General features: G+C 65.4%; 19 protein-coding genes. 5 read left to right on the top strand and 14 right to left on the bottom strand.

The features are described 5' to 3' along the window. Positions 1-63 precede the first annotated feature (63 nt). Genes nagB through AU175_RS12485 form a run of 3 tightly spaced genes read right to left on the bottom strand, consistent with a single transcriptional unit; the run spans position 64 to position 3,449 of the window. On the bottom strand, positions 64-882 hold the full coding sequence (gene nagB / locus AU175_RS12495; RefSeq protein ID WP_066291047.1) for a glucosamine-6-phosphate deaminase: 819 nt from the start codon (positions 880-882) through the stop codon (positions 64-66). Next, positions 863-2,206, bottom strand: a complete 1,344-nt coding sequence (locus AU175_RS12490; protein WP_197497093.1) for an N-acetylglucosamine-6-phosphate deacetylase — start codon at positions 2,204-2,206, stop codon at positions 863-865. The genes nagB and AU175_RS12490 overlap by 20 nt, the downstream gene beginning before the upstream one ends. Beyond that, on the bottom strand, positions 2,196-3,449 hold the full coding sequence (locus tag AU175_RS12485; RefSeq protein ID WP_197497092.1) for a PTS transporter subunit EIIC: 1,254 nt from the start codon (positions 3,447-3,449) through the stop codon (positions 2,196-2,198). The genes AU175_RS12490 and AU175_RS12485 overlap by 11 nt, the downstream gene beginning before the upstream one ends. A 186-nt stretch (positions 3,450-3,635) precedes the next feature. On the opposite strand from AU175_RS12485, the gene AU175_RS12480 reads away from it, so the two are divergent. The 5 genes from AU175_RS12480 to AU175_RS12460 all read left to right on the top strand — a co-directional run bounded on the left by AU175_RS12480 (position 3,636) and on the right by AU175_RS12460 (position 8,012). Further along, positions 3,636-3,866, top strand: coding sequence for a glucose PTS transporter subunit EIIB (locus tag AU175_RS12480; protein WP_066291036.1), 231 nt, complete (start codon positions 3,636-3,638; stop codon positions 3,864-3,866). Next, positions 3,863-4,348, top strand: coding sequence for a PTS sugar transporter subunit IIA (locus AU175_RS12475; protein ID WP_066289272.1), 486 nt, complete (start codon positions 3,863-3,865; stop codon positions 4,346-4,348). The genes AU175_RS12480 and AU175_RS12475 overlap by 4 nt, the downstream gene beginning before the upstream one ends. 5 nt (positions 4,349-4,353) lie before the next feature. Further along, a complete protein-coding gene (locus AU175_RS12470) occupies positions 4,354-5,073 on the top strand; it encodes a GntR family transcriptional regulator (protein ID WP_066289270.1) in 720 nt (239 codons plus the stop codon). Positions 5,074-5,138: 65 nt separating this feature from the next. Further along, positions 5,139-7,049 carry an alpha-amylase family glycosyl hydrolase gene (locus tag AU175_RS12465; protein ID WP_066289268.1) on the top strand — a complete coding sequence of 637 codons (1,911 nt, stop codon included), beginning with the start codon at positions 5,139-5,141 and terminating at the stop codon, positions 7,047-7,049. Positions 7,050-7,154: 105 nt separating this feature from the next. Continuing rightward, positions 7,155-8,012, top strand: a complete 858-nt coding sequence (locus AU175_RS12460) for a prephenate dehydratase (protein WP_066289265.1) — start codon at positions 7,155-7,157, stop codon at positions 8,010-8,012. Here the strand turns inward: AU175_RS12460 and AU175_RS12455 are convergent. The 11 genes from AU175_RS12455 to AU175_RS12405 form a co-directional block, all read right to left on the bottom strand. Next, complete coding sequence (locus tag AU175_RS12455; RefSeq protein ID WP_066289263.1) at positions 7,994-9,919, bottom strand: FAD-binding monooxygenase; 1,926 nt, start codon at positions 9,917-9,919, stop codon at positions 7,994-7,996. The genes AU175_RS12460 and AU175_RS12455 overlap by 19 nt on opposite strands. Positions 9,920-10,303: 384 nt before the next feature. Further along, on the bottom strand, positions 10,304-10,675 hold the full coding sequence (locus tag AU175_RS12450) for a hypothetical protein (RefSeq protein ID WP_066289260.1): 372 nt from the start codon (positions 10,673-10,675) through the stop codon (positions 10,304-10,306). A gap of 140 nt (positions 10,676-10,815) precedes the next feature. Continuing rightward, entirely contained in the window at positions 10,816-11,241 is a 426-nt protein-coding gene (locus AU175_RS12445; RefSeq protein WP_066289257.1) for a heat shock protein transcriptional repressor HspR, read from the bottom strand. Positions 11,242-11,256: 15 nt separating this feature from the next. Next, positions 11,257-12,228, bottom strand: a complete 972-nt coding sequence (locus AU175_RS12440; protein WP_197497091.1) for a DnaJ C-terminal domain-containing protein — start codon at positions 12,226-12,228, stop codon at positions 11,257-11,259. Positions 12,229-12,604: 376 nt separating this feature from the next. Next, the gene (locus tag AU175_RS12435; RefSeq protein ID WP_066289253.1) at positions 12,605-13,309 is read right to left on the bottom strand and encodes a nucleotide exchange factor GrpE; all 705 of its coding nucleotides are present in this window, start codon (positions 13,307-13,309) and stop codon (positions 12,605-12,607) included. A 2-nt stretch (positions 13,310-13,311) separates the two neighbouring features. After that, positions 13,312-15,189, bottom strand: coding sequence for a molecular chaperone DnaK (dnaK, locus tag AU175_RS12430; protein WP_066289251.1), 1,878 nt, complete (start codon positions 15,187-15,189; stop codon positions 13,312-13,314). 223 nt (positions 15,190-15,412) lie between these two features. Then, positions 15,413-15,706: a hypothetical protein gene (locus AU175_RS12425; RefSeq protein ID WP_066289248.1), complete on the bottom strand. Its 294-nt coding sequence runs from the start codon at positions 15,704-15,706 to the stop codon at positions 15,413-15,415. Positions 15,707-15,847: 141 nt separating this feature from the next. After that, positions 15,848-16,747: a carbohydrate ABC transporter permease gene (locus AU175_RS12420; RefSeq protein WP_066289245.1), complete on the bottom strand. Its 900-nt coding sequence runs from the start codon at positions 16,745-16,747 to the stop codon at positions 15,848-15,850. A gap of 2 nt (positions 16,748-16,749) precedes the next feature. After that, on the bottom strand, positions 16,750-17,703 hold the full coding sequence (locus tag AU175_RS12415) for a carbohydrate ABC transporter permease (RefSeq protein ID WP_066289242.1): 954 nt from the start codon (positions 17,701-17,703) through the stop codon (positions 16,750-16,752). Between the two features lie 67 nt (positions 17,704-17,770). After that, positions 17,771-19,072 (bottom strand): extracellular solute-binding protein, encoded by a 1,302-nt coding sequence (locus AU175_RS12410; RefSeq protein ID WP_156642405.1) that lies wholly within the window; start codon positions 19,070-19,072, stop codon positions 17,771-17,773. 341 nt (positions 19,073-19,413) lie between these two features. After that, complete coding sequence (locus AU175_RS12405; RefSeq protein ID WP_066289238.1) at positions 19,414-20,145, bottom strand: TetR/AcrR family transcriptional regulator; 732 nt, start codon at positions 20,143-20,145, stop codon at positions 19,414-19,416. Between the last annotated feature and the right edge of the window lie 74 nt (positions 20,146-20,219).

Below are 20,219 nucleotides of genomic sequence, written 5' to 3'. Positions count from 1 at the left end.
GAAGCTTGTCCGCAATGCTGCGCCGTGAAGGCAGGTGTACGCGGTCAAGCCCCGGATGCACGCTCAGCTTTGCTGGAGCAGCGGATCCTGCATCCACGGCCTGGTGGGGGTTTGGCCCAGCTGGTCGTTGAACTCCTGGGCTTCCCGGTAGTACTCGAGCATGGATAGCCCGGACGCGGCCGCGGGGTCCAGCAGGATCACAGCCCGGCGGTGGAGTTGCAGCACCGAGGCCGGGCAGTTGGCGCTGACCGGGCCCTCCACCATCGCCTGGACGGCTGCGGCCTTGTTCTCGCCCATGGCCACCAGCACCGCCAGCCTCGCCTCGCGGATGGTGCCCAATCCCTGTGTCAGGCAGAGACGGGGGACGTCGCCGTCGGGGAAGAACCGGGCGTTGTCGGTGCGGGTGGCCCCGGCCAGGGTCTTCACCCGGGTCCGCGACGCCAGGGACGAAGTGGGCTCGTTGAAGCCGATGTGGCCGTTCGCCCCGATGCCCAGGATCTGGATGTCCACTCCTCCGGCGGCGGCAATCGCTGCGTCGTAGCGTTCAGCTTCGGCGACCAGGTCAGCCGCGTCCCCCTGTGGGGTGAAAAGCCGTTCCAGCGGCAGGTCCACATGGTCAACAAACTCGCGCCGGATGGTGGAATAGTACGACTGCCCATGTTCCTTCGGCAGGCCGGCATACTCGTCCAGGGTGAAGCCGGTGACCTGGCTGAAGCTGAGCTGTTCCTCGCGGTGCCGCCGGATCAGTTCCTGGTAAGTGGAACTCGGGGAGCCACCAGTGGCAAGGCCCAGGACAGCCGGACCCTGCCGGACCCTGGCCTCGATAATGTCGGCCGCCCGGGCCCCTACGTGATCAACGGACTCACACAGAACTATCTGCACGGTCATTCCTTTCCTGCGTTTGTGGTGTGCCTGCACGGTAGGCCTGCACGAGTTCAAGTTCTTCGGTGGCCACCAGGACGTCCGCCCGGTACCCCGCGGCGATGGCGCCGATCCGGGTGCCGTCCGGCCGGTCCAAGCCGCCCCGGTCGAGGCCTGTCAGCCGGGCCGGAGTGGACGAAGCTGCCGCCACGGCGTCGGCGAGGGGGATTCCCCACCCGACGCAGCGGCGCACATTTTCCAGCAGGAAGCTCGTGGCCCCCGCGATCGCGCCGGGTTCTTCCCCGTCCGCGCCGCCGGCGGTCCCTTCCACGGAGCCGCTACCTCCAGCCGGTGCCAGCCGTGCCACCCGGTCCCGGACCAGCACGTCCAGGCTGCCGAGCGTGTAGTGGCCGTCGGACATTCCCGCCGCAGCCATCGCATCCGTGATGAGGGCAATCGAGCGCGGTCCCACCAGGTTGAAGACCATGCGCACGATTTCCGGGTCCAAATGCACGCCGTCGGCAATCAGTTCCAGGACCACCTGCCCGGGTGACTGCTCGGCGGCCTGCAGCAGCACGGCGACCGGCCCGGCCGCCCGGTGGCCCAGGGGCGGCATCCGGTTGAACAGGTGGGTGGCCGACCATTGGGCCGATTCGGCTGCTCCGGCCCCTTCACCAGGAACGCCGGCCAGGACTTCCCGGGTCTGCCCCGCGGTGGCGTCGGTGTGGCCCAGCGAAGGCACCACCCCGAAGTCCCGGCAGAGGCGTACCAGCTCCGCGAAATGGGGGGTTTCGGGGGCCAGGGTCAGTGACCGCACCGTGCCGCGCCCCGCCTCAAGCCACCGCTGCAGGAGCGCCGGGTCACCGTCGATAATGGCGGCAGGGTCCTGTGCCCCACACATGCTTTTGGTAATAAAGGGCCCTTCCAGGTGCAGGCCGGCCAGGGTGCCGTCCGCCACCAGTTCCCGCAGCACCGCGATCTGCTCCAGCAGCACCTGCGACGGCGCCGAGACGAGCGAGGCGAGGACCGACGTCGTGCCCTGGGCGGCGTGATGGGCGGCGGCCCGGCGGGCCCCCTCCACGTCAGTGGAGAAGGTGTGCCCCACGGCACCGTGGCAGTGTACGTCCACGAGGCCGGGCAGGATGAGCGGCACCCGCCGGATGTCGGCGCCCAGACTGTCCGGCAGGTCCGACGTCGGGCCGCACCACTGGATGGTCCCGCCGGCCATCACCACGGTGCCGTCGTCGATCACGCCTTCGCCGGGGACGCCGGTGACGAGGCGGCCCCGCAGCCCCACCCCGCCGCCGTCGCCGCTGCCCCGGGCCGGCGATATCTCAGCTTGCATCGGCTTTGGCCATGGAGCCGTTCTCGTCGGCTTCGTCTTCGCGTCCCATGGTGCGAAGGTTCCAGCGGCGGATCACGAAGCGGAACACCACGTAATAAATGGCGGCGTAGACCAGCCCGATGGGGATCAGCCAGAGCGGATTCTGGGCGATGCCGAAGTTGAGGACGTAGTCGATGGCCCCGGCCGAGAAGCCAAATCCGTGGTGGATGCCCAGGAAGTTGACCAGCATCATGGACGTTCCGGTCAGGAAGGCGTGGACGATGTACAGCGGCCAGGCCACGAACATGAACGAGAACTCGAGCGGTTCAGTGATGCCGGTGAGGAAGGCGGTGAGGCCGGTGGAGAGCATCACGCCGCCAACGATTTTGCGCTGTGACGGCTTGGCTTCCTGCCAGATGGCCACGGCAGCAGCGGGCAGCGCGAACATCATGATGGGGAAGAATCCGGTCATAAAGACGCCGGCGGTGGGGTCTCCGGCGAAGAACCGGTTCAGGTCACCGTGGACGCCGTTGTAGTCGCCGATGATGAACCAGACGATGGAGTTCAGGATGTGATGCAGTCCCAGCGGGATCAGCAGCCGGTTGAGGGTGCCGTAGACGCCGCTGCCCACCACGGTGTTGTCCGCCACGGTGTTGCCAACGGCGGTCAGTCCGGTATTGAAATACGGGTAGATCAGGGCCATGACCACGCCGATGAAGATCGCGGCAAAGGCCGTCATGATGGGAACCAGCCGGCGGCCGGCGAAGAATCCTAGCCAGTCCGGCAGGGTGGTGCGGTGGAAGCGCTGCCAGAGCAGCGCCGTCGTCAGGCCCATCACGATGCCGGCCAGCACACCGTAGTTGATGACCGGATCCTCCCCGCCCTCCGGGGCGGCGCCCAGCACCAGCGGCGCCATCACCTTGAAGACGTTGGTCAGGACCAGGTAACCGACGACGGCGGCGAGGGCCGTGGATCCGTCCCCCTTCTTGGCGAAACCGAAGGCGATGCCGACGGCGAAGAGCAGCGGCAGGTTCTCGAACAGGGCGCCGCCGGCGGCGCCGATGACCTGGGCGACCGTGGTCAGGGATTCGAACCTGCCCAGCAGGTCGTCCTGGCCAAGGCGCAGCAGGAGTGCAGCGGCGGGGAGTGCAGCGATGGGCAGCATGAGGCTGCGGCCGAAGCGCTGCATGTTCTGCAGTGCCTTGCCGCTGCCCTTGGTTTTGCCCGGCGCCGCGGCGCCCGCTGCGGGATTTTCCGTGGTCATGGTGTTCCTCGTCTCGAAGAAGGTGGTGCTTGTGCGGGGATGCTTGATTCAGTAGAGTCTAGCTAACTGGTTATAACCAGTGACAACCATCACTGTGAAGGGCATCGGCCTCAGTTGTCAACCTCAAGCTCCAAAATGGCTTCTGGAACCGCCGCCTTTCACCGCTTACCAATATCGGGAGTGGACATGTCCAAAGCAGAAATCATCCTCGCCGCCCTTGGCGGCGCATCGAACGTCGAAGAGATCGAAGGGTGCATCACCCGCCTGCGCACCGAAGTGGTGGACGCCGGCCGGGTGGACGAGGCCGCCCTCAAGGCCGCCGGCGCCCACGGCGTCATGATGTCCGGCACGGTGGTCCAGGTGGTTGTGGGCCCGGAAGCCGAGAGCCTCGCCGAAGACATCCAGGACCTGATGTGAGCACGGAAGCACCCGCGCAGGCCGTCAGCGTCGCCTCGCCCCTGCCCGGCCGGCGCATCCCGCTCAGTGAAGTGCCGGACCCTGTATTCGCCAAGGGGCTCGTGGGCGGTGGAGCGGCCGTGATTCCCGACGACGACGCCGGCGTGGTCACTGCCGTCGCACCGCTGGACGGCAAGGTGGTCAAGGTCATGCCGCACGCGTACATCGTGCAGCATGCGTCCGGGCCTGCCGTCCTGGTGCACGTCGGAATCGACACCGTGGGCCTGAAGGGCGAGGGCTTCACGGTCATCGCCCAGAAGGGCGACCAGGTTCGTGCGGGCGATCCGATGATCACGGTGGACGTCACCCTGGTCCGGTCGAAGGACCTCAGCATGTGCAGCCCCGTGGTGATCCTTGACACCGCGGCGGACGCCATCGACGCTCCGGCCTCCGGCGGCCGGGTGGAAGCAGGCGGGCACCTGTTCGATCTTCCCCGAAAATAGGAATCATGGATACGGCAGGGGAACTGAAACACGTGTGGGTGCGGCGGCAGCTCCAGGACCTGGTGTCCAGCACGCTGCGGCCCGGCGATGCCCTGCTGGGTGAACGCCAGCTGGAGGAGCAGTTCGGGGTCTCCCGGATCACGGTCCGCCGGGCCATCTCGGACCTGGTGCAGGACGGCGCGCTGGTCCGGATCAAAGGGAAGGGCACGTTCGTCTCGCACGGGCTGGTTCGGTCCACCCTGCACCTGGCCTCGTTCAATGAGGACATGCGCCAGGCCGGCTTTGAGCCCAGCACCAGGGTCATCAACGTCTCCACGGCACTCCCGCCCGCGGCCGCCGCCGAGCACCTGGGGCTGGCTCCGGACCAGCCGGCCTACCAGGTTCGGCGGCTCCGCCTGGCCAACGGAGCGCCGGTCAGCGTGGATGAGTCCTGGTTGCCGCCGCTCCTGTTGCCGGACCTGCTCTCCTCCGACCTGACCGGCTCGCTGTACCGTGCTTTGGCGGCCTCCGGGCACCCGGTCCAGCAGGCGGAACAAACCGTGGAGGCCGCGGCGGCGTCGGAGGAAACGGCTGCCCTGCTGGACATTGTGCCGGGGTCACCCGTCCTGCTTTTCAAACGCCGGTCCTTTACCGGGGCCGACGAGCCGGGCACACCCATTGAGTACTCCATCTCGACGTACCGTTCGGACCGGTATCAGGTGTCCATGCGCCTGGCGTTGGGCTGATCGGACCGCTGGTGACGCCTTCGGCCGATCCGCGACGGCGGCAGTGCCGCTGATAAGTTGGCTCCATGCGTGAAACCGTCGACGTGGAAGAGGCTGCCAGGCAGCATGTTTTGAGTGTTTTGGGGGCCGCTGACGGCATCCAGCCAGCGGATCCGGACTGGCAGGATTTTGAGCGGCGGCTGGACGCTCACTTCCCTGCACTGTGCCGGCTGTTCCATTCGCTGTACGGGACACGGCAGGACTGGCAGGACCAGTTGGGCGCCCTGGTCCTGCAGTGTGCCCGCTCCTGGCAGGAACGGCCTGCGGGCCTGAAGGCACTGGACGCCGAGCGCGAGGGCGACAGCAACTGGTTCCAGTCCAACCGGATGCTCGGCGGGGTCTGCTACGTGGACCGCTACGCCGCCAGCCTCGACGGCGTCCGCGACCGGATCCCGTACTTTAAGGAACTCGGACTGACCTACCTGCACCTGATGCCGCTGTTCCTTGCACCGGAGCCCTTCTCCGACGGCGGGTATGCCGTCTCCAGCTACCGCGAGGTCAACCCCAGGCTGGGCACCATGGAGCAGTTGCGCGCGCTGGCATCCGAGCTCCGCGAGAACGGCATCAGCCTGGTTGTTGACTTCATCTTCAACCACACGTCCAACGAGCACCACTGGGCGCGGCGGGCAGCGGAAGGCGACCCGGAATACAGCGACTACTTCTGGATCTATCCGGACCGGACCATGCCCGACGCCTTCGAGCAGACCGTCCGCGAAATCTTCCCCGACGACCACGCCGGCTCCTTTGTTCCGCTCCCGGACGGACGGTGGGTATGGGCGACGTTCCACACGTACCAGTGGGACCTGAACTACGCCAACCCTGCCGTGTTCCGTGCCATGGCCGGCGAGATGCTGTTCCTGGCAAACCAGGGCGTGGACATCCTCCGGATGGACGCCGTTGCCTTCATCTGGAAACAGCTGGGCACGCCGTGCGAGAACCTTCCCGAGGCACACCTGCTGCTGCGCGCCTTCAACGCCGTATGCCGGCTCGCGGCGCCTTCCCTGCTGTTCAAGTCCGAGGCCATTGTCCACCCCGACGAGGTGGCGCTCTATATCGATCCGGCCGAGTGCCAGCTTTCGTACAACCCCCTCCAGATGGCCCTCATCTGGGAATCCCTGGCCACGCGCAACGTCTCGCTGCTGTCGCAGGCGCTCGAACGGCGGCACAACATCCCCGCCGGCACGTCCTGGGTGAACTACGTCCGCAGCCACGACGACATCGGCTGGACGTTCGCCGACGAGGACGCGGCGGAGCTGGGCATCAACGGCTATGACCACCGGCGGTTCCTCAACGCGTTCTACGTCAACCGGCACCCCGGCAGCTTTGCCCAGGGCGTGCCGTTCCAGGACAATCCCCGCACCGGTGACTGCCGAATTTCCGGGACCACCGCCTCCCTCTGCGGCCTGGAGGACGATCCGGATCACGCGGTGGGACGAATCCTGCTGGCCCACTCGGTCGCGTTCAGTACCGGAGGCATCCCGCTGCTGTACCTCGGCGACGAGGTGGGGCAGCTGAACGACTATCAGTACGCCATGGAGGACGGCCATGAGGCGGACAGCCGCTGGGTGCACCGGCCGCACTATCCGGCGGAGCAGTATGCCCGCCGGAACGACCCCTCCACACCCGAGGGGGCCATCTTTGCGGGCCTCCGGAAGATGATCACCGTGCGTGCCGGGACGCCCGAGCTGGCCGGAACACGCCTCGTCGATTTCCACACGAACGCCCCGGGAGTCCTCGGCTACCAGCGCCCGGGCGAGGACAGCACAGTCCTTGTCCTCGCGAACTTCAGCGACGGGCAGCAGCACCTTCCTGCGGTGACGTTCTCCGCTTTCCCGGCTGCCGCCGTCGAACTTCTCACGGATGCGCCGCTCAGCCTCGCGGAGGGCATCACCCTGGCCCCGCACCAGTACCTCTGGCTCCGCGTCACCCCCGCGTGACTTCCACCCCAACTGGGTCGCAGCAGATGTCGTTTTGAGCCCTCTAAACAGCATCAGCTGCTACCCAGTTGGGCGGGCGGGCGCGCACGTGACACCATACGGACCATGGCCCAAAAGATTGCGTACCAGGGTGAGCCCGGCGCCAACTCCAATATTGCGTGCAAGCAGATGTTCCCCGAGCTGGAAAGCGTCCCCTGCGCCAGCTTCGAAGATGTCTTTGAAGAGGTGGCCAGCGGCGCTGCAGACCTTGCCATGATCCCGATCGAGAACTCGATTGCCGGCCGCGTGGCGGACATCCACACGCTCCTGCCGCATTCCGGGCTGCAGATCGTGGGCGAATATTTCCTCCCCATCCACTTCGACCTGATGGGGATCCCCGGCAGCACCATCGAGGCAGCCACCGAAGTCCACAGCCACATCCACGCCCTGGGCCAGTGCCGCCGCCTCATCCGCGACGCCGGGCTGCGCCCGGTCATTGCCGGCGACACCGCAGGTTCCGCCCGGGAAGTGCGGGAATGGAATGACCCCACGAAACTGTCCCTCGCTCCCCCGCTCGCGGCAGAGCTCTATGGACTGGAGGTGCTCGCCAGCCGGGTGGAGGACGACCCCTCCAACACCACCCGGTTTGTGATCCTGGCCCGCGAAAAGGAACTGCCGGCCCGGGATTCACTCCCCGGACCGGCAATGACCAGTTTCGTATTCCGCGTACGTAACGTCCCGTCAGCGCTCTACAAGGCGCTGGGCGGCTTCGCGACCAATGCCGTGAACATGACCCGGCTGGAGAGCTACATGGTGGGCAACGAGTTCTCCGCCACGATGTTCATGGCCGATGTGGAGGGACATCCGGAGGACCTGCCGCTGAGCCTCGCCCTGGAGGAGCTGGACTTCTTCACCACCGAGGTGCGGATCCTCGGCGTGTACGCCGCCGCCGACTACCGGGCGGTTCAGACTGTCAGCGGCTGACCGGCCGTGTGACGGCGTTTGAGCAGCGGCGCGAAGAACGCGGCGAGGTCCGCCGTCGCCGTCAAAGGCAGCACGTTGGCCACGTACTGGTCCGGTCGCACCACCACCACAACACCGCCGCGGTCCACGCCGCGCAATTCGAAAATGTCGGCGTTCGGGTTAGTGCCGAAGACCTTCTCGAGGTAGGTGAGCCGGAACGGGCCCACCTGCGGCTTGAACACCGATGGAACTGCGTTGATGTCGATGTTCGTATGGTCCTGCTGGTAGATCACCTTCACGTCGAACCATGCGTCGCGGTCAGCTCCCGACGGCGTTGCGGACAGCGGCGAATGCGGCGAGTTCGCGAGCCACTCGGCGAAGTCCGTGGCCGGCGACGGGGCCTGCTGTTCCGTTCCGGGCGAAGCCGCGTCAGCGAAGACATAGATGCGCCACCGGCCGTCCGCCGTGGCGTGATGGCCCAGGTGCATCGGGTTGGTGTCGCAGACCCTCGTGACGGGCGCGGACTTGAAGCGCTTGCCGATGGGGAAGCCGGTGGCGAGATCCTGGTACTTCGGCCCGGCGACCAGCATGGAGGGCGCGTACTGGGTCATGAAGCCGGCAGGGAACTCGGCGGTGCTGACGTAGAAGTTCTCCAGCTCCGTGGGGTCCTCGAACTCCTCAGGCTTTTTGGCCATAAGCGTGGACCACTCTTTATCGAAGTCGATGAGGTCCTTCGCCACCACCTGGCGCTCGGCCGAGTACGTGGCCAGCAGGCTTTCCGGGCTGCGGCCCTCGAGCACGTGCCCGAGTTTCCAGCCGAGATTGAAGCCGTCCTGCATGGAGACGTTCATGCCCTGGCCGGCCTTGGCGCTGTGGGTATGGCAGGCGTCACCGGTGATGAAGACGCGGGGCGTACGGGTACCGCGCTCCTCCGGCAGGACGTCGTCGAACCTGTCCGTGAGGCGGTGGCCGACCTCATAGACGCTGTGCCACGCGACGTTGCGCACATCGAGGGTGTAGGGGTGGAGGATCTCGTTCGCCTTGGCGATGATCTGCTCGATGGTGGTGCTCCGAACGGCGCCGTGGTTCGTCGGGTCAACTTGGCCGAGGTCAACGTACATGCGGAACAGGTGGCCACCTTCGCGTGGAATCAGCAGGATGCTGCCGCCTGCGCCGGACTGGATGGCGCACTTGGTGCGGATGTCCGGAAAGTCGGTGACTGCCAGGACGTCCATGACTCCCCAGGCGTGGTTTGCCTGGTCGCCGGCCAGGTGGCAGCCGATCGACTCGCGGACCTTGCTGCGTGCGCCATCCGCGCCCACGACGTACTTGGCGCGGACAACCCGCTCCTTCCCTTCGTCCGGGCCGGCCGTGTGGAGAAGGGTCACCATCACCGGATACTCCCCTTCGCCCGTGACCTCGAGGCTGCGGAACTCAAAGCCGTAATCCGGGGCCATGCGCGTGGGCGAGTTCGCCATGAACTCGGCGAAATAGTCCAGCACACGGGCCTGGTTGACAATCAGGTGCGGGAACTCGCTGATGCCCATTTCGTCGTCGACCGTGCGGGCGGCGCGGACGATGCGGGAGTGGTCCGCCGGATCCGGCTTCCAGAACGCCATTTCTGTTATCCGGTATGCCTCGGCGGTGATGCGCTCGGCGAAGCCGAACGCCTGGAAGGTCTCGACGCTCCGCGCCTGGATGCCGTCGGCCTGGCCGATGGCGAGCCTGCCGGCCCGGCGTTCCACGATGCGGGTGGTGACGTTGGGGAACTGGGAAAGTTGCGCTGCGGCGACCATGCCGGCAGGGCCGGTGCCGACAATCAGCACATCGACAGCGTCGGGAAGCTCGGCAGGCCGGTCGATGCCGACGCCGGCGGCCGGCTGGACCCGCGGGTCACCGGATACGTAGCCGTAATGGTGGAACTGCACGGATGTCCTCACTTCGTTGTGTGGCACTGCGTCGCCAAGGCGATGTTCTATAATAGAATTTTACGTTCTATAGTTGAAAATTTGTTCTGTGATCCAGAACTTTACGCCAGGTTCACGGTGCGCGACAAGGGCCAATTCTTTGGCGCGGCAGGCTGCTGACGGACACCTCAGTCGGGTCCATACAGGTCAGCGACCACAAGCCCGCCTGCCGCGGCGGCCTCGAGGACGTGTGGCGCCCCGTCGGGCGGGTACGGGCAGCAACGACCTGGGCGTCTACGAGTTCCGCTTTGCGGACGAGGTGCGTGCCGCCGTCGAACGCTGCCGGGCCGCCGCCAGATCGGCAGGCAACTGGACGGCGGAACCCCCGCAAGCTACTGAACGGGCCTACCCCATCGCCGGCGCTGCGGCCGTACGGGAGCTGAACTGGCGGCGGGCCCAGCCTGCGAGCTTCTTGCCCTTGCCCTTCCACCAGTTATCCTCATCGGTATCGTGGTGAAGCCGGAAAATGATCGCCACCATCACGAACATCGACATCACCACGTCCATCCACGACCACGTGACAGCGCCGATCAGGACGCTCGAACCCGTGGACACGATCGACGGGATGGCCAGCGTCCTGAACACGGTGGAGGCCACATACCGTCGGTGCGACCTCGGCACCGACAAGGCCCGGACCATGTCGAAACAGACGCAGACCACCACTACGGTCTGCCCGATGGCAAGCAGGATCTGCCCCGGTAAGGAACCGGCGAACATGATGAATGACGAAGCGAACACTCCAATGCACCCCCAAAGGCTTGAAACCAGCGCTGTGAGACTCAGCTGCAGGTTCCATTCAAGCCAGCAGCGGCCCGGTCCGTCACGAGTAGTGGGTACTCGTCTTTGATGCGGCTGCTCTACTTACCCAGCGCCCGGGGCCGCCAGACCACCACAGCCTGCGACCGAGCACGGGGACGCTGGCCGCGGGCGAGGCTCACCACATCGCCGGCGGCCCCGGCCGCGAAGATCCGCGAGTCGAGGGGATCACGACGGCGGCCCAGTTCCTCGGTCAGTTCAGTCACCCTGCGCTGCAGTGCGGCCACCTGGGTCTCCAGGTCAATGATCCGCTTGATGCCTTCGAGCGAGACACCTTCGTGCGACAGCCGCTGCACTCGCCGCAGCATGTTGACGTCCCGCTGCGAGTAGCGGCGGGACTTGCCGGGGGCCCGGCTTGGCCGGACGATGCCCAGCCGGTCGTACTGCCGGAGCGTCTGCGGGTGCATATCCGCCAGTTCGGCTGCCACCGAGATCACGAAGATCGGCTGGTCAGCGTTGATGTCCACGACGCACCCCCGGAGCTAAAGCCGGGCCTTGGCGGCCAGGCCCTGGCGGACATCGGCGTCGGCGGTGGCCTCGGCGAAGGCCTTCACCGCGGCTTCGGCGTCCTTGTTCAGGTTCTTGGGGACCGCGACGTCGATGGTCACCAGGAGGTCGCCCGTGGCCTTGGCGGTCTTCACGCCGCGGCCCTTGACCCGGAGGGTGCGGCCGGACGGGGTGCCGGCCGGGACCCTGACCTTCACCTTGTCGCCGTCGACGGTGGGAACTTCGATGTCGGCGCCCAAGGCAGCTTCAGGGAAGGTGACCGGTACGTGGATGCGAAGGTTGTCGCCGTCGCGCGTGTAAAAATCGTGGGGCTTGACCGAAACGGCAACCATCAGGTCGCCGTTCCCGGCGGGCCCGGGCTGGCCCTTCCCGCGGACGCGGACCTTCTGGCCGTCCTTGATGCCGGCGGGGACACGGACGTCAATGACTTCGCCGTTCGGTTCCCGCAGGCCGATAGTTGTGCCGCGGATGGAGCCGGCGAAGGAAATAGTGGTGGTCGCGGTGCGGTCCGCGCCCTTCGAAGGGGGTCGCTGGAAGCCGGACTGGCCGCCGAAGCCGCCGCCGAAAAGGTCCGCGAATTCGGGCGGAATGCCGCCGGACGTGCTGAACCCGCCGGCATGGCGGCCCGCGTTTCCGGTGAACAGGCCGCCAAACATGTCCTCGAAACCACCGTTTGCGGCACCGGCGCCACCCGGCGCGAACCGGGCACCGCCGCCCATCGCACGGATGGCGTCGTACTGCTGGCGCTCGTCCGGATCCGAGAGCACCGAATAGGCCTCGGAGATGTCCTTGAACTTCTTCTCCGACGCAGTGTCCCCCGAGTTGGTGTCCGGGTGGTGCTGGCGGGCAAGTTTCCGGTAGGCCTTCTTGATGTCGGCGTCGGAAGCGTCCTTGGCGATACCAAGGATCGCGTAAAAGTCCTTGTCCACCCAATCCTGGCTAGCCAATGGCGTTTCCTTTCTCGTACTTCTTAAGTTTCTACCCACGCTCTCCGCGATACATGGGCCCCCGCCCCTACGCTGGGTGGCTAAGGATCTGCGATCCTCAGCCACCCAGCTCCGGTAGGCCCGATGCCACTCCCGGGGCCCATGTATCGCTCCGAGCTTTACGGTTAACTCACCTTAGGCGAGACAACCGCTGAGCGCCCGACGGATGAGGGGCCCGGGAGTGGCACGTAAGGATCTGGCCGAGGGCCCCGACGCGAGCTTGCGAGTGTTGGGAGGCCAGGTCCGCTGCCGGAGCTGGGTGGGCAAGGATCGCAGATCCGGGCCACCCAGCGTACGGGCGGGGCCCCCTCATCCGTCTGGCGCAGGTGAGCAGGGACTACGCCGGTACAGCCACAATCACTTGTGCTGCGCGGAGGACGCGTTCGCCTGACTTGTAGCCGGAACGGAGCACCTGGCTGACGGTGTCAACGTCGATGTCCTCGCCGGGCTGCTGGATGAGGGCCTCGTGGATCGTGGGATCGAACTCCACTCCGGTCTCATCGATCCGGATCAGGCCGTACGTCTTCAGCGCATTCTCCAGCTTGGTGGCGATCGCGGCGAACGGGCCGTCGGCGAGGTCACCGTGCTGGCGGGCGGCGTCGACGTCGTCCAGCACCGGCAGCAGGGAGTTCAGGACGCCGATGACGGCCATCTCCCCTGCTACGGCGCGGTCACGTTCAACGCGCTTGCGGTAGTTGACGTACTCAGCCTGGAGGCGAAGCAGGTCGTTCTTCAGCTCAGCGGCTTCGGCCTGTCCCGCACCCTGGGCCACGGATTCCTCGGCCGGCACCTCGATGCCGTTGAGGATCTCCTCGGCCTGGGCGAGTGCATCGCCGTCGGTGTCGGTGTCCTCAGGCTCGGCCACGGGCGAATCCGCCTTGGCCGCTGACTGCCCTTCCGGGTGCCGGGCCTGTCCGGTCACCGGGTCAACCTTTCGGTTGTCCCGGATGACCGGCTCCTGGTGGCCGTTGCCGTTTTGGCCTTCCTGGCGCTCCTGGTCTGATGGGGAGAGGTGCTCTTCCTCGTTACCGTGGTGCGGCATGGCTACTTCTTCGCTTCGTCTTCGTCGATGATTTCGGCGTCGACGATGTCTTCGTCGGCACCCTTTTCACCGGCAGGGGAACCCGCTGCGCCTTCGGCACCTGCAGCACCCGTTTCGCCGTTGGGGGAACCGGCCTGTGCGTAGATGGCCTCGCCCAGCTTGCCCTGCGAAGCCTGCAGCTTCTCGAACGCTGTCTTCACGGCGGCGTCGTCGGTGCCTTCGAGGGCCTTCTTGAGGTCGTCGACGTCGGCCTGGACCTCGGTCTTGACCTCGTCGGGCAGCTTGTCGGCGTTGTCGGCGATCAGCTTGTCCACGGAGTAGGCGAGCTGTTCGGCCGTGTTGCGCGTGTCGGTTGCCTCGCGGCGGGCCTTGTCCTCGGCTGCGTGCTCCTCGGCGTCCTTGACCATCCGGTCGATGTCTTCCTTGGAGAGGCTGGAGCCGCCCGTGATGGTCATGGACTGCTCCTTGCCGGTGCCTTTGTCCTTGGCGGAGACGTGGACGATGCCGTTGGCGTCGATGTCGAAGGTGACCTCAACCTGCGGAACGCCGCGCGGAGCCGGAGCGATGCCCGTCAGCTCGAACGTGCCCAGCGGCTTGTTGTCGCGGGTGAACTCGCGCTCGCCCTGGAAGACCTGGATGGCCACGGACGGCTGGTTGTCGTCAGCGGTGGTGAAGGTCTCGGACCGCTTGGTGGGGATGGCGGTGTTGCGCTCGATCAGGTGCGTCATGACGCCACCCTTGGTTTCGATGCCGAGGGACAGCGGGGTGACGTCGATCAGGAGGACGTCTTTGCGCTCACCCTTCAGAACGCCGGCCTGGAGTGCTGCGCCAACGGCCACAACCTCATCCGGGTTGACGCCCTTGTTCGGTTCCTTGCCACCGGCCAGTTCCTTGACCAGCTCGTAGACCGCGGGCATACGGGTGGAGCCGCCCACCAGGACGATGTGGTTGATGTCGGAGAGCTTGATGCCCGCTTCCTTGATGACATCGTGGAACGGCTTCTTGGTGCGCTCCAGCAGGTCCTTGGTGAGGTCCTGGAACTTGGCGCGGGTCAGCTGCTCGTCCAGGTGGACCGGGCCGTCGGGGGTGACGGACAGGTACTGGAGGGAGACGTTGGTGCTGGTGGAGGAGGAGAGTTCCTTCTTTGCCTGCTCCGATGCTTCGCGGAGGCGCTGCAGGGCGATCTTGTCCTTGGACAGGTCAATGCCCTTGACCTTGAGCTGGTTCAGCAGGTAGTTGACGACGCGCTGGTCCCAGTCGTCGCCGCCGAGGCGGTTGTCACCGGCGGTGGAGCGGACCTGGATGGTGGAGAAGTTGTCTTCATCCTTGCCGACTTCCAGCAAGGAGACGTCGAACGTACCGCCGCCGAGGTCGAAGACGAGGATGAGTTCGTCTTCCTTGCCCTTGTCCAGGCCGTAGGCAAGTGCCGCGGCGGTGGGCTCGTTGACAATGCGCAGGACGTTAAGGCCTGCGATCTCGCCGGCTTCCTTGGTGGCCTGGCGCTCTGCGTCATTGAAGTACGCGGGAACGGTGACCACTGCATCGGTGACCTTTTCACCCAGGTACGCCTCGGCGTCGTTCTTCAGCTTCATGAGGATACGGGCGGAGATTTCCTGGGGGGTGTACTTTTTGTCGTCAATGGAGACGTCCCAGTCAGTGCCCATGTGGCGCTTGACGGAGGCGATGGTGCGGTCAATGTTGTTGACGGCCTGGCGCTTGGCGATCTCGCCTACGAGGACTTCGCCGGACTTGGAGAATGCAACGACCGACGGCGTGGTGCGGCCACCCTCGGCGTTGGCAATAACGGTGGGCTCGCCACCTTCGAGAACGGAGACGACGGAGTTGGTGGTTCCGAGGTCGATACCTACTGCACGTGACATGTGTTGCTTCCTTCTTTCCTTGGAAACTTGCTGGCGCCCACTCATTGAGCGTTCTGCACTCAACTTTACTCCGGGCGCAGGCGATGTCAATCCAAACTTGAGCGAAGTACGCTCAACTTTGGATTCTGTTGCATGGCGCGGTTCGGCGCTCCCCCGTCCTTGCGGGCTCTCAGCCCGACGGTGACGCCCCAGCATTTTCGCTGTCGGAGAACGTGGCGCGGTTCTAACGGGAGTCCTCGTCACCGTGCAGGGGACCCCGCTCCTCGTCGGAGGCGTTCACCTGGCCGTCAGTGGCCCTTCCGGGAGGGACATCAGCCTCGCGCGCCGTCCCAGAGGAACCCGCATCGCCGTAGTCGCCGTCGGGGTATTCACCCTCCGGGCGGTCGTCAGGAGCCTCCACACTGCCGGCGTCGCCGTAATCCCCGGCCGTGTACTGCCCGCCTTCGCCTTCCATCCCCGGGGCAGAATTGCCCTTGCGGGGCTGCTCATCAGCTGCGGATTCGCGATTCTTGGCCATGGCGGCACGCTCCTTTGAGGTCCGCGTCCGTGCGGGCGCAATCGCAGTCTATCCAGCAGGCCATACCGCTAACAGGGTCCCGGCCGAACTGACCCCGCCGGGACACCTTGTTGGCGAACGCCTCGTCAAGACCCAACTGGCTTACGTACCGGCAAGGCCGGTGGTTGCAACACCCCTGATGATCTGGCGCTGGAAGAACAGAAAGACCACGATCAGGGGCATCGCGGCCAGCAGGGCCGAGGCCATGTTCTGCGCGTACTGGATGCCGTAGGCGCTCTTGATGGTCTGCAGCCCCACCGGCAGGGTGAGCAGTGAGCTCTCGTTCGTCGCAATGAACGGCCACAGGAAGTTGTTCCACGCCCCGATGAAAACGAAGATGGCAACGGCGGCCAGGATCGGCCGGGACAGTGGAAGCACGATGGTCATAAAGATCCGCAGGCGGCCCGCACCATCCATCAGCGCCGCTTCCTCAAGCTCGCGCGGAACCTGGTCGAAAAACTTCTTGAGCACAAACACCATCGGCGAATGGATCACCTGGGGAAGGATCAGCGCGCAATACGTGTCGATCAGGTTCAGTGACTGCATTTGCTGGAACAGCGGAATGATCAGGACCGGCGGCGGAATGATGATGGAAGCAACGATTACGACCATCAGCGTCCTCTTGCCGCGGAAGTCGATCCTTGAGATGGCGTAGGCCACTGACGCTGAAATGACCAGGGTGATGGCGGTGATTGCCGCAGACGTGAACAGCGAGTTGAGCGTCCAGGTGGGGATATTGCCGCTCTGCAGTACTTTCGCGAAGGCATCGAAGGTAAAGCCCGAGGCCGGTATCCAGCTGATGGGGGTGGATGCCGCCTCCGTTTCGCTCTTCAGGGCGGTGACCGTGGCCCAGGCAAAAGGCACGAGCCACACTACGGCCAGGACCGACACCACGACGGTGGCCAGCGTGCGGGACAGCGGCGTTTTTGGGCGCCGGTTCAGCCCGGCGTCGGTGGTTCCCCTTGGCTGGAGTACAGGCTTGGAAAGTGTTGAGGTTGCCATGGCTAAACGCTCCGTTTCCGTGCAATGAAGACCTGGGCCAGCGCGATGAGCAGGATCAACGCGAAGAAGATGTAGGAAATGGCTGCCGAGTAGCCCAGCCGGTAGCCGGTGAAGCCGGCTTCGAAGATGTACTGCACGATGGAACGCGTAGCTCCCCCAGGGCCGCCTCCGGTCATCTGGTAAATCTGGTCAAAGACCTTCAGCGACGCGAGGAGCTGCAGGACAACGATCATCGCCGTGGTGGGGCCAAGTTGCGGCAGGCTGATCGAGAAGAACTGGCGCCAGCCACCGGCCCCGTCGAGGGAAGCCGCTTCGTAATGCTGGTGCGGGATGTTCTGCAGGGCTGCCACGTACAGCAGGAAGTTGAAGCCAACGGTCCACCAGACGGTGGCGATCACAACGGCCCACATCGCCACAGACGGATCATTGAGCCACGCCACGGGTGGGATTCCAAGCTTCGCCAAGAAGTCGTTGAACAGGCCCAGTTCCGGGTTGTACATCCAGGCGAAGAAGAGTGACACCACAGTGGAAGCCAGGAGGAACGGCGAGAAAAAGGAAAGCCGCCACAGCCACTGCGCGGGAAGGCCCATATTGACGAGGGCTGCCAACGCCAAGGCGATCACTACCAGCGGTACCGTGCTGATCAGCGTGAAGTAAAGGGTGTTGCCCAGCGACCGCCACATATCGGTGTCGGCGAACGCCTCGCTGTAGTTCGCTAGGCCGATGAATCCGCTGTTGGCCCCGGTCAGGGACTTTCCGGTGAGGCTCATGATGGCCCCGGAAATCATCGGCCAGACCAGAAACGTCAGAAAGAACACCAGGAATGGGGCCGAGAAGGCCCAGCCGTGGATGTTGTCGCGCCGGGACCGGGACGATCTGACAGCGGGTGTGGGGGCCGGGCTGATCCGGCTGCCCGATGATTCTCGTGCGGGCGCTGTTGTGGGGGCAGTGCTCATGAGGACTCCTTTGTCACGAACGGGTCGGTGCTCAGAATCGGGATACGGCGGGCATGCCGGCTGGCATTCAAACCGGGTTCGGCATAGCCAGGACGGAATTGATGCGCTTTATGAATGCATCCCAGCCGTCCGCGGCCTTGTCCCGCCCGAGGAACACGTTCTGGACGTTCTCAGCGAAGTAGCTCTGGAAGTCGGATCCGGAACCGGTGAACCACGCCTCGGGATCGTAGTTGATGATGTCGGCCGCATTCGCATAGTCCGCCTGTGGCTTTAGGGCCGCGTACTCGCTGGAGTTGACCACCGGCTGGTACCCAGGAATGTGCCCTGCTTCCGCCCAGGTCAGGGATCCCTTGAGCATGGTGGCCACAAACTGGTACACGCCGCGGCGTGTCGCCTCGTTCAGGGTTGCCTGGTGGGGCAGCACGAAGGAATGTGAGTCGGCAAAGGCAGCCGGAGTTCCGAAAAGCGTTGGGATAGTACCTGCGCCCAGCGGAACACCAGCCGCCTTCATTGTCGGAAGCTCCCACACACCGGTGAAAAGCAACCCCGAGCCTTGGCTGGCGAACTCGGCAATGGCCGTGCCGCCGTCGCCGCTTTTCGTGGCAATGGTGTTATCCAGTAGGGATTTGATGAATTCCAGGCAGTCGACGGCCACGTCCCTGTCCACCTCTGCCGGCCGGCCCGGATCCAGGACGAAGTCCGCCCCGTGCTGCCGGTAGAGGGTATAGAAGAGGCGCCACATCTGGGCGCCGTCGCCAAGATAACCGTACGAGAGCCCGTGCTTGCCGGTGGCCTTCTGCAGCTCCCGGCTCACCTCGAGGAACTCGGATGGAGAGGAGATCCCGACCAGCCGGCCATCGCTCTCCAAAACATTCGCCTTCGCCGCGACCTCAGTGTTGTAGAGCATTACGAAAGGATGCGAGTCCAGCGCCAGGGAAAAGACCTGGCCGTCAAACTGGCTTTTCTCCCAGATTCTTGGGCTGAAGTCCTCAGGACGTACGCCGAACTCCGCCAGCAGGTCCAGGTCCCAGGGATCCAGCAGTCCGCCGGGAGCATAGCCCGGCACCCTTGCCGCGTGCATTACGGCTACCTCAGGCGGCCGGCCGCCGGCGGAGGCCATCGCCAGCTTGGTGTAGTACGGCGCGCCCCACGCAAGCACGGTGGGCTTTACCCGGTAGTCCGTGTTTCCCGCGTTGGCTTTGTCGATCATGGCCGTCATCTTGATGCCGTCACCACCGGAGAGCAGGTGCCAGAAGCGGATGTCATCTGCGGCTGCCTGGGCCGCACCGCCGCAGCCGGTCAGGCTGGCCCCGATTGAGAGGCTCCCCGCCAGTACCCCGCCTCCGAGCAGTAATTGCCTGCGGGTCATCTGCAGTGGGCGTGAATCAACTTGCGTCACCGTCACTCCTTTGGACGTAGCTTGTTGGAAAAGTCGCCGCCCGTCTGTCGGCGCTGAAACGTCGCCTCAAGCCTGGATGGTGCGGGCTGACCCAAACATTACATCGTTGTAAAGCACGTGACAAGAGTTTTTTGTTAGCGCTCACAAGGTGCCGCGGCGGATTGCCGTCAGGTCCCGGCGCTGTCGCCGTCACTGGGGGCATGCTTCTGCGTCCGCAGAGAGGACTCCGGCCCGGAAAACCGCGGGCAGTACCTGCCGGAGCCGCCAAAGCGTGCATGGCATGACGCCCATGCCGGCCGGGCGCGCGGCCGTCAGGCTTCGAGCCCCACCAGCTTCGCAAGCACTGCGAGGTGGTGCTCAAAGAGCTCACCGCGCGCGCTGAACGTGTCCGCGCCATACTGGCCAAAGACCTCGAAGCTCACGGTGCCAAAGAGTGACGTCCACACGAGGGCACCGTTCGCCAGCAGCCCGTCCGGGACGGCAAGCCCGAGTTCGTCACGGATGGCTTCCAGATCGGCAGACAGGGCGGAAGGCGCGACGGCGGCGGGCGCCGCCGTCGTCAGCTCACCCGCGCGGTAGGCGGCATCGAGAATGCCGATCATGCTGTAGATCACCCGGGTTCCGGGCGTTGAGGTCCGCCCGGCGGGCGCCTGGTAGCCCGGCACCGGACTGCCGAACAGCAGCCCGTAGCGGGCCGGCTCACGCAGTGCCCAGTCCCGGACCGCCCGCCCCAGCGCCTTGAAACGCCCGGCATGGTCCTTCGGAGGCATCGCATTCACCGCCAGGTCGACGGCGTCGCCGAGTTCGTCATAGGCGTCCACCAGCAGGAGGGTGAGGAGTTCGTCGCGGTTCGCCACGTAGCGGTAAACGGCCGAGGAAACTACGCCCAGGTCCCTGGCGACGGCACGGAGGGAAAGTGCGGCCGCACCTTGGGTGGCAAGATGCTCCCGCCCCAGCCGGACGATGTCCTCTATCGTCTGGGCCCTGGCCCGTTCCCGCGGCGTCCTGGGCGTGGTTTCCGCTTCCGCGGCAGCGTCACTCATGGGTCCAGCATCGCATAGGCAGAGCACTGCAAACAATTGAGAGCACTGCTCTTGACATGACCCCCGCGTTGGTG

The organism is Arthrobacter sp. B6, assembly GCF_001663775.1.
In the GTDB taxonomy this organism is placed as follows: domain Bacteria; phylum Actinomycetota; class Actinomycetes; order Actinomycetales; family Micrococcaceae; genus Arthrobacter.
Note: the sequence above shows the minus strand (reverse complement) of the source record. Positions and strands in the feature narration are given on the sequence as shown.

Excerpts from the sequence above, each read along its gene's own strand:
- AU175_RS12490 (WP_197497093.1), bottom strand. The coding sequence starts at position 2,206 with ATGCAAGCTGAGATATCGCCGGCCCGGGGCAGCGGCGACGGCGGCGGG.
- AU175_RS12450 (WP_066289260.1), bottom strand. The coding sequence starts at position 10,675 with ATGTTCGCCGGTTCCTTACCGGGGCAGATCCTGCTTGCCATCGGGCAG.
- AU175_RS12410 (WP_156642405.1), bottom strand. The coding sequence starts at position 19,072 with ATGACCCGCAGGCAATTACTGCTCGGAGGCGGGGTACTGGCGGGGAGC.
- AU175_RS12480 (WP_066291036.1), top strand. The coding sequence starts at position 3,636 with ATGTCCAAAGCAGAAATCATCCTCGCCGCCCTTGGCGGCGCATCGAAC.
- AU175_RS12485 (WP_197497092.1), bottom strand. The coding sequence starts at position 3,449 with ATGACCACGGAAAATCCCGCAGCGGGCGCCGCGGCGCCGGGCAAAACC.
- AU175_RS12405 (WP_066289238.1), bottom strand. The coding sequence starts at position 20,145 with ATGAGTGACGCTGCCGCGGAAGCGGAAACCACGCCCAGGACGCCGCGG.
- AU175_RS12415 (WP_066289242.1), bottom strand. The coding sequence starts at position 17,703 with ATGAGCACTGCCCCCACAACAGCGCCCGCACGAGAATCATCGGGCAGC.
- dnaK (WP_066289251.1), bottom strand. The coding sequence starts at position 15,189 with ATGTCACGTGCAGTAGGTATCGACCTCGGAACCACCAACTCCGTCGTC.
- AU175_RS12460 (WP_066289265.1), top strand. The coding sequence starts at position 7,155 with ATGGCCCAAAAGATTGCGTACCAGGGTGAGCCCGGCGCCAACTCCAAT.
- AU175_RS12470 (WP_066289270.1), top strand. The coding sequence starts at position 4,354 with ATGGATACGGCAGGGGAACTGAAACACGTGTGGGTGCGGCGGCAGCTC.
- AU175_RS12420 (WP_066289245.1), bottom strand. The coding sequence starts at position 16,747 with ATGGCAACCTCAACACTTTCCAAGCCTGTACTCCAGCCAAGGGGAACC.
- AU175_RS12435 (WP_066289253.1), bottom strand. The coding sequence starts at position 13,309 with ATGCCGCACCACGGTAACGAGGAAGAGCACCTCTCCCCATCAGACCAG.
- AU175_RS12465 (WP_066289268.1), top strand. The coding sequence starts at position 5,139 with ATGCGTGAAACCGTCGACGTGGAAGAGGCTGCCAGGCAGCATGTTTTG.
- AU175_RS12425 (WP_066289248.1), bottom strand. The coding sequence starts at position 15,706 with ATGGCCAAGAATCGCGAATCCGCAGCTGATGAGCAGCCCCGCAAGGGC.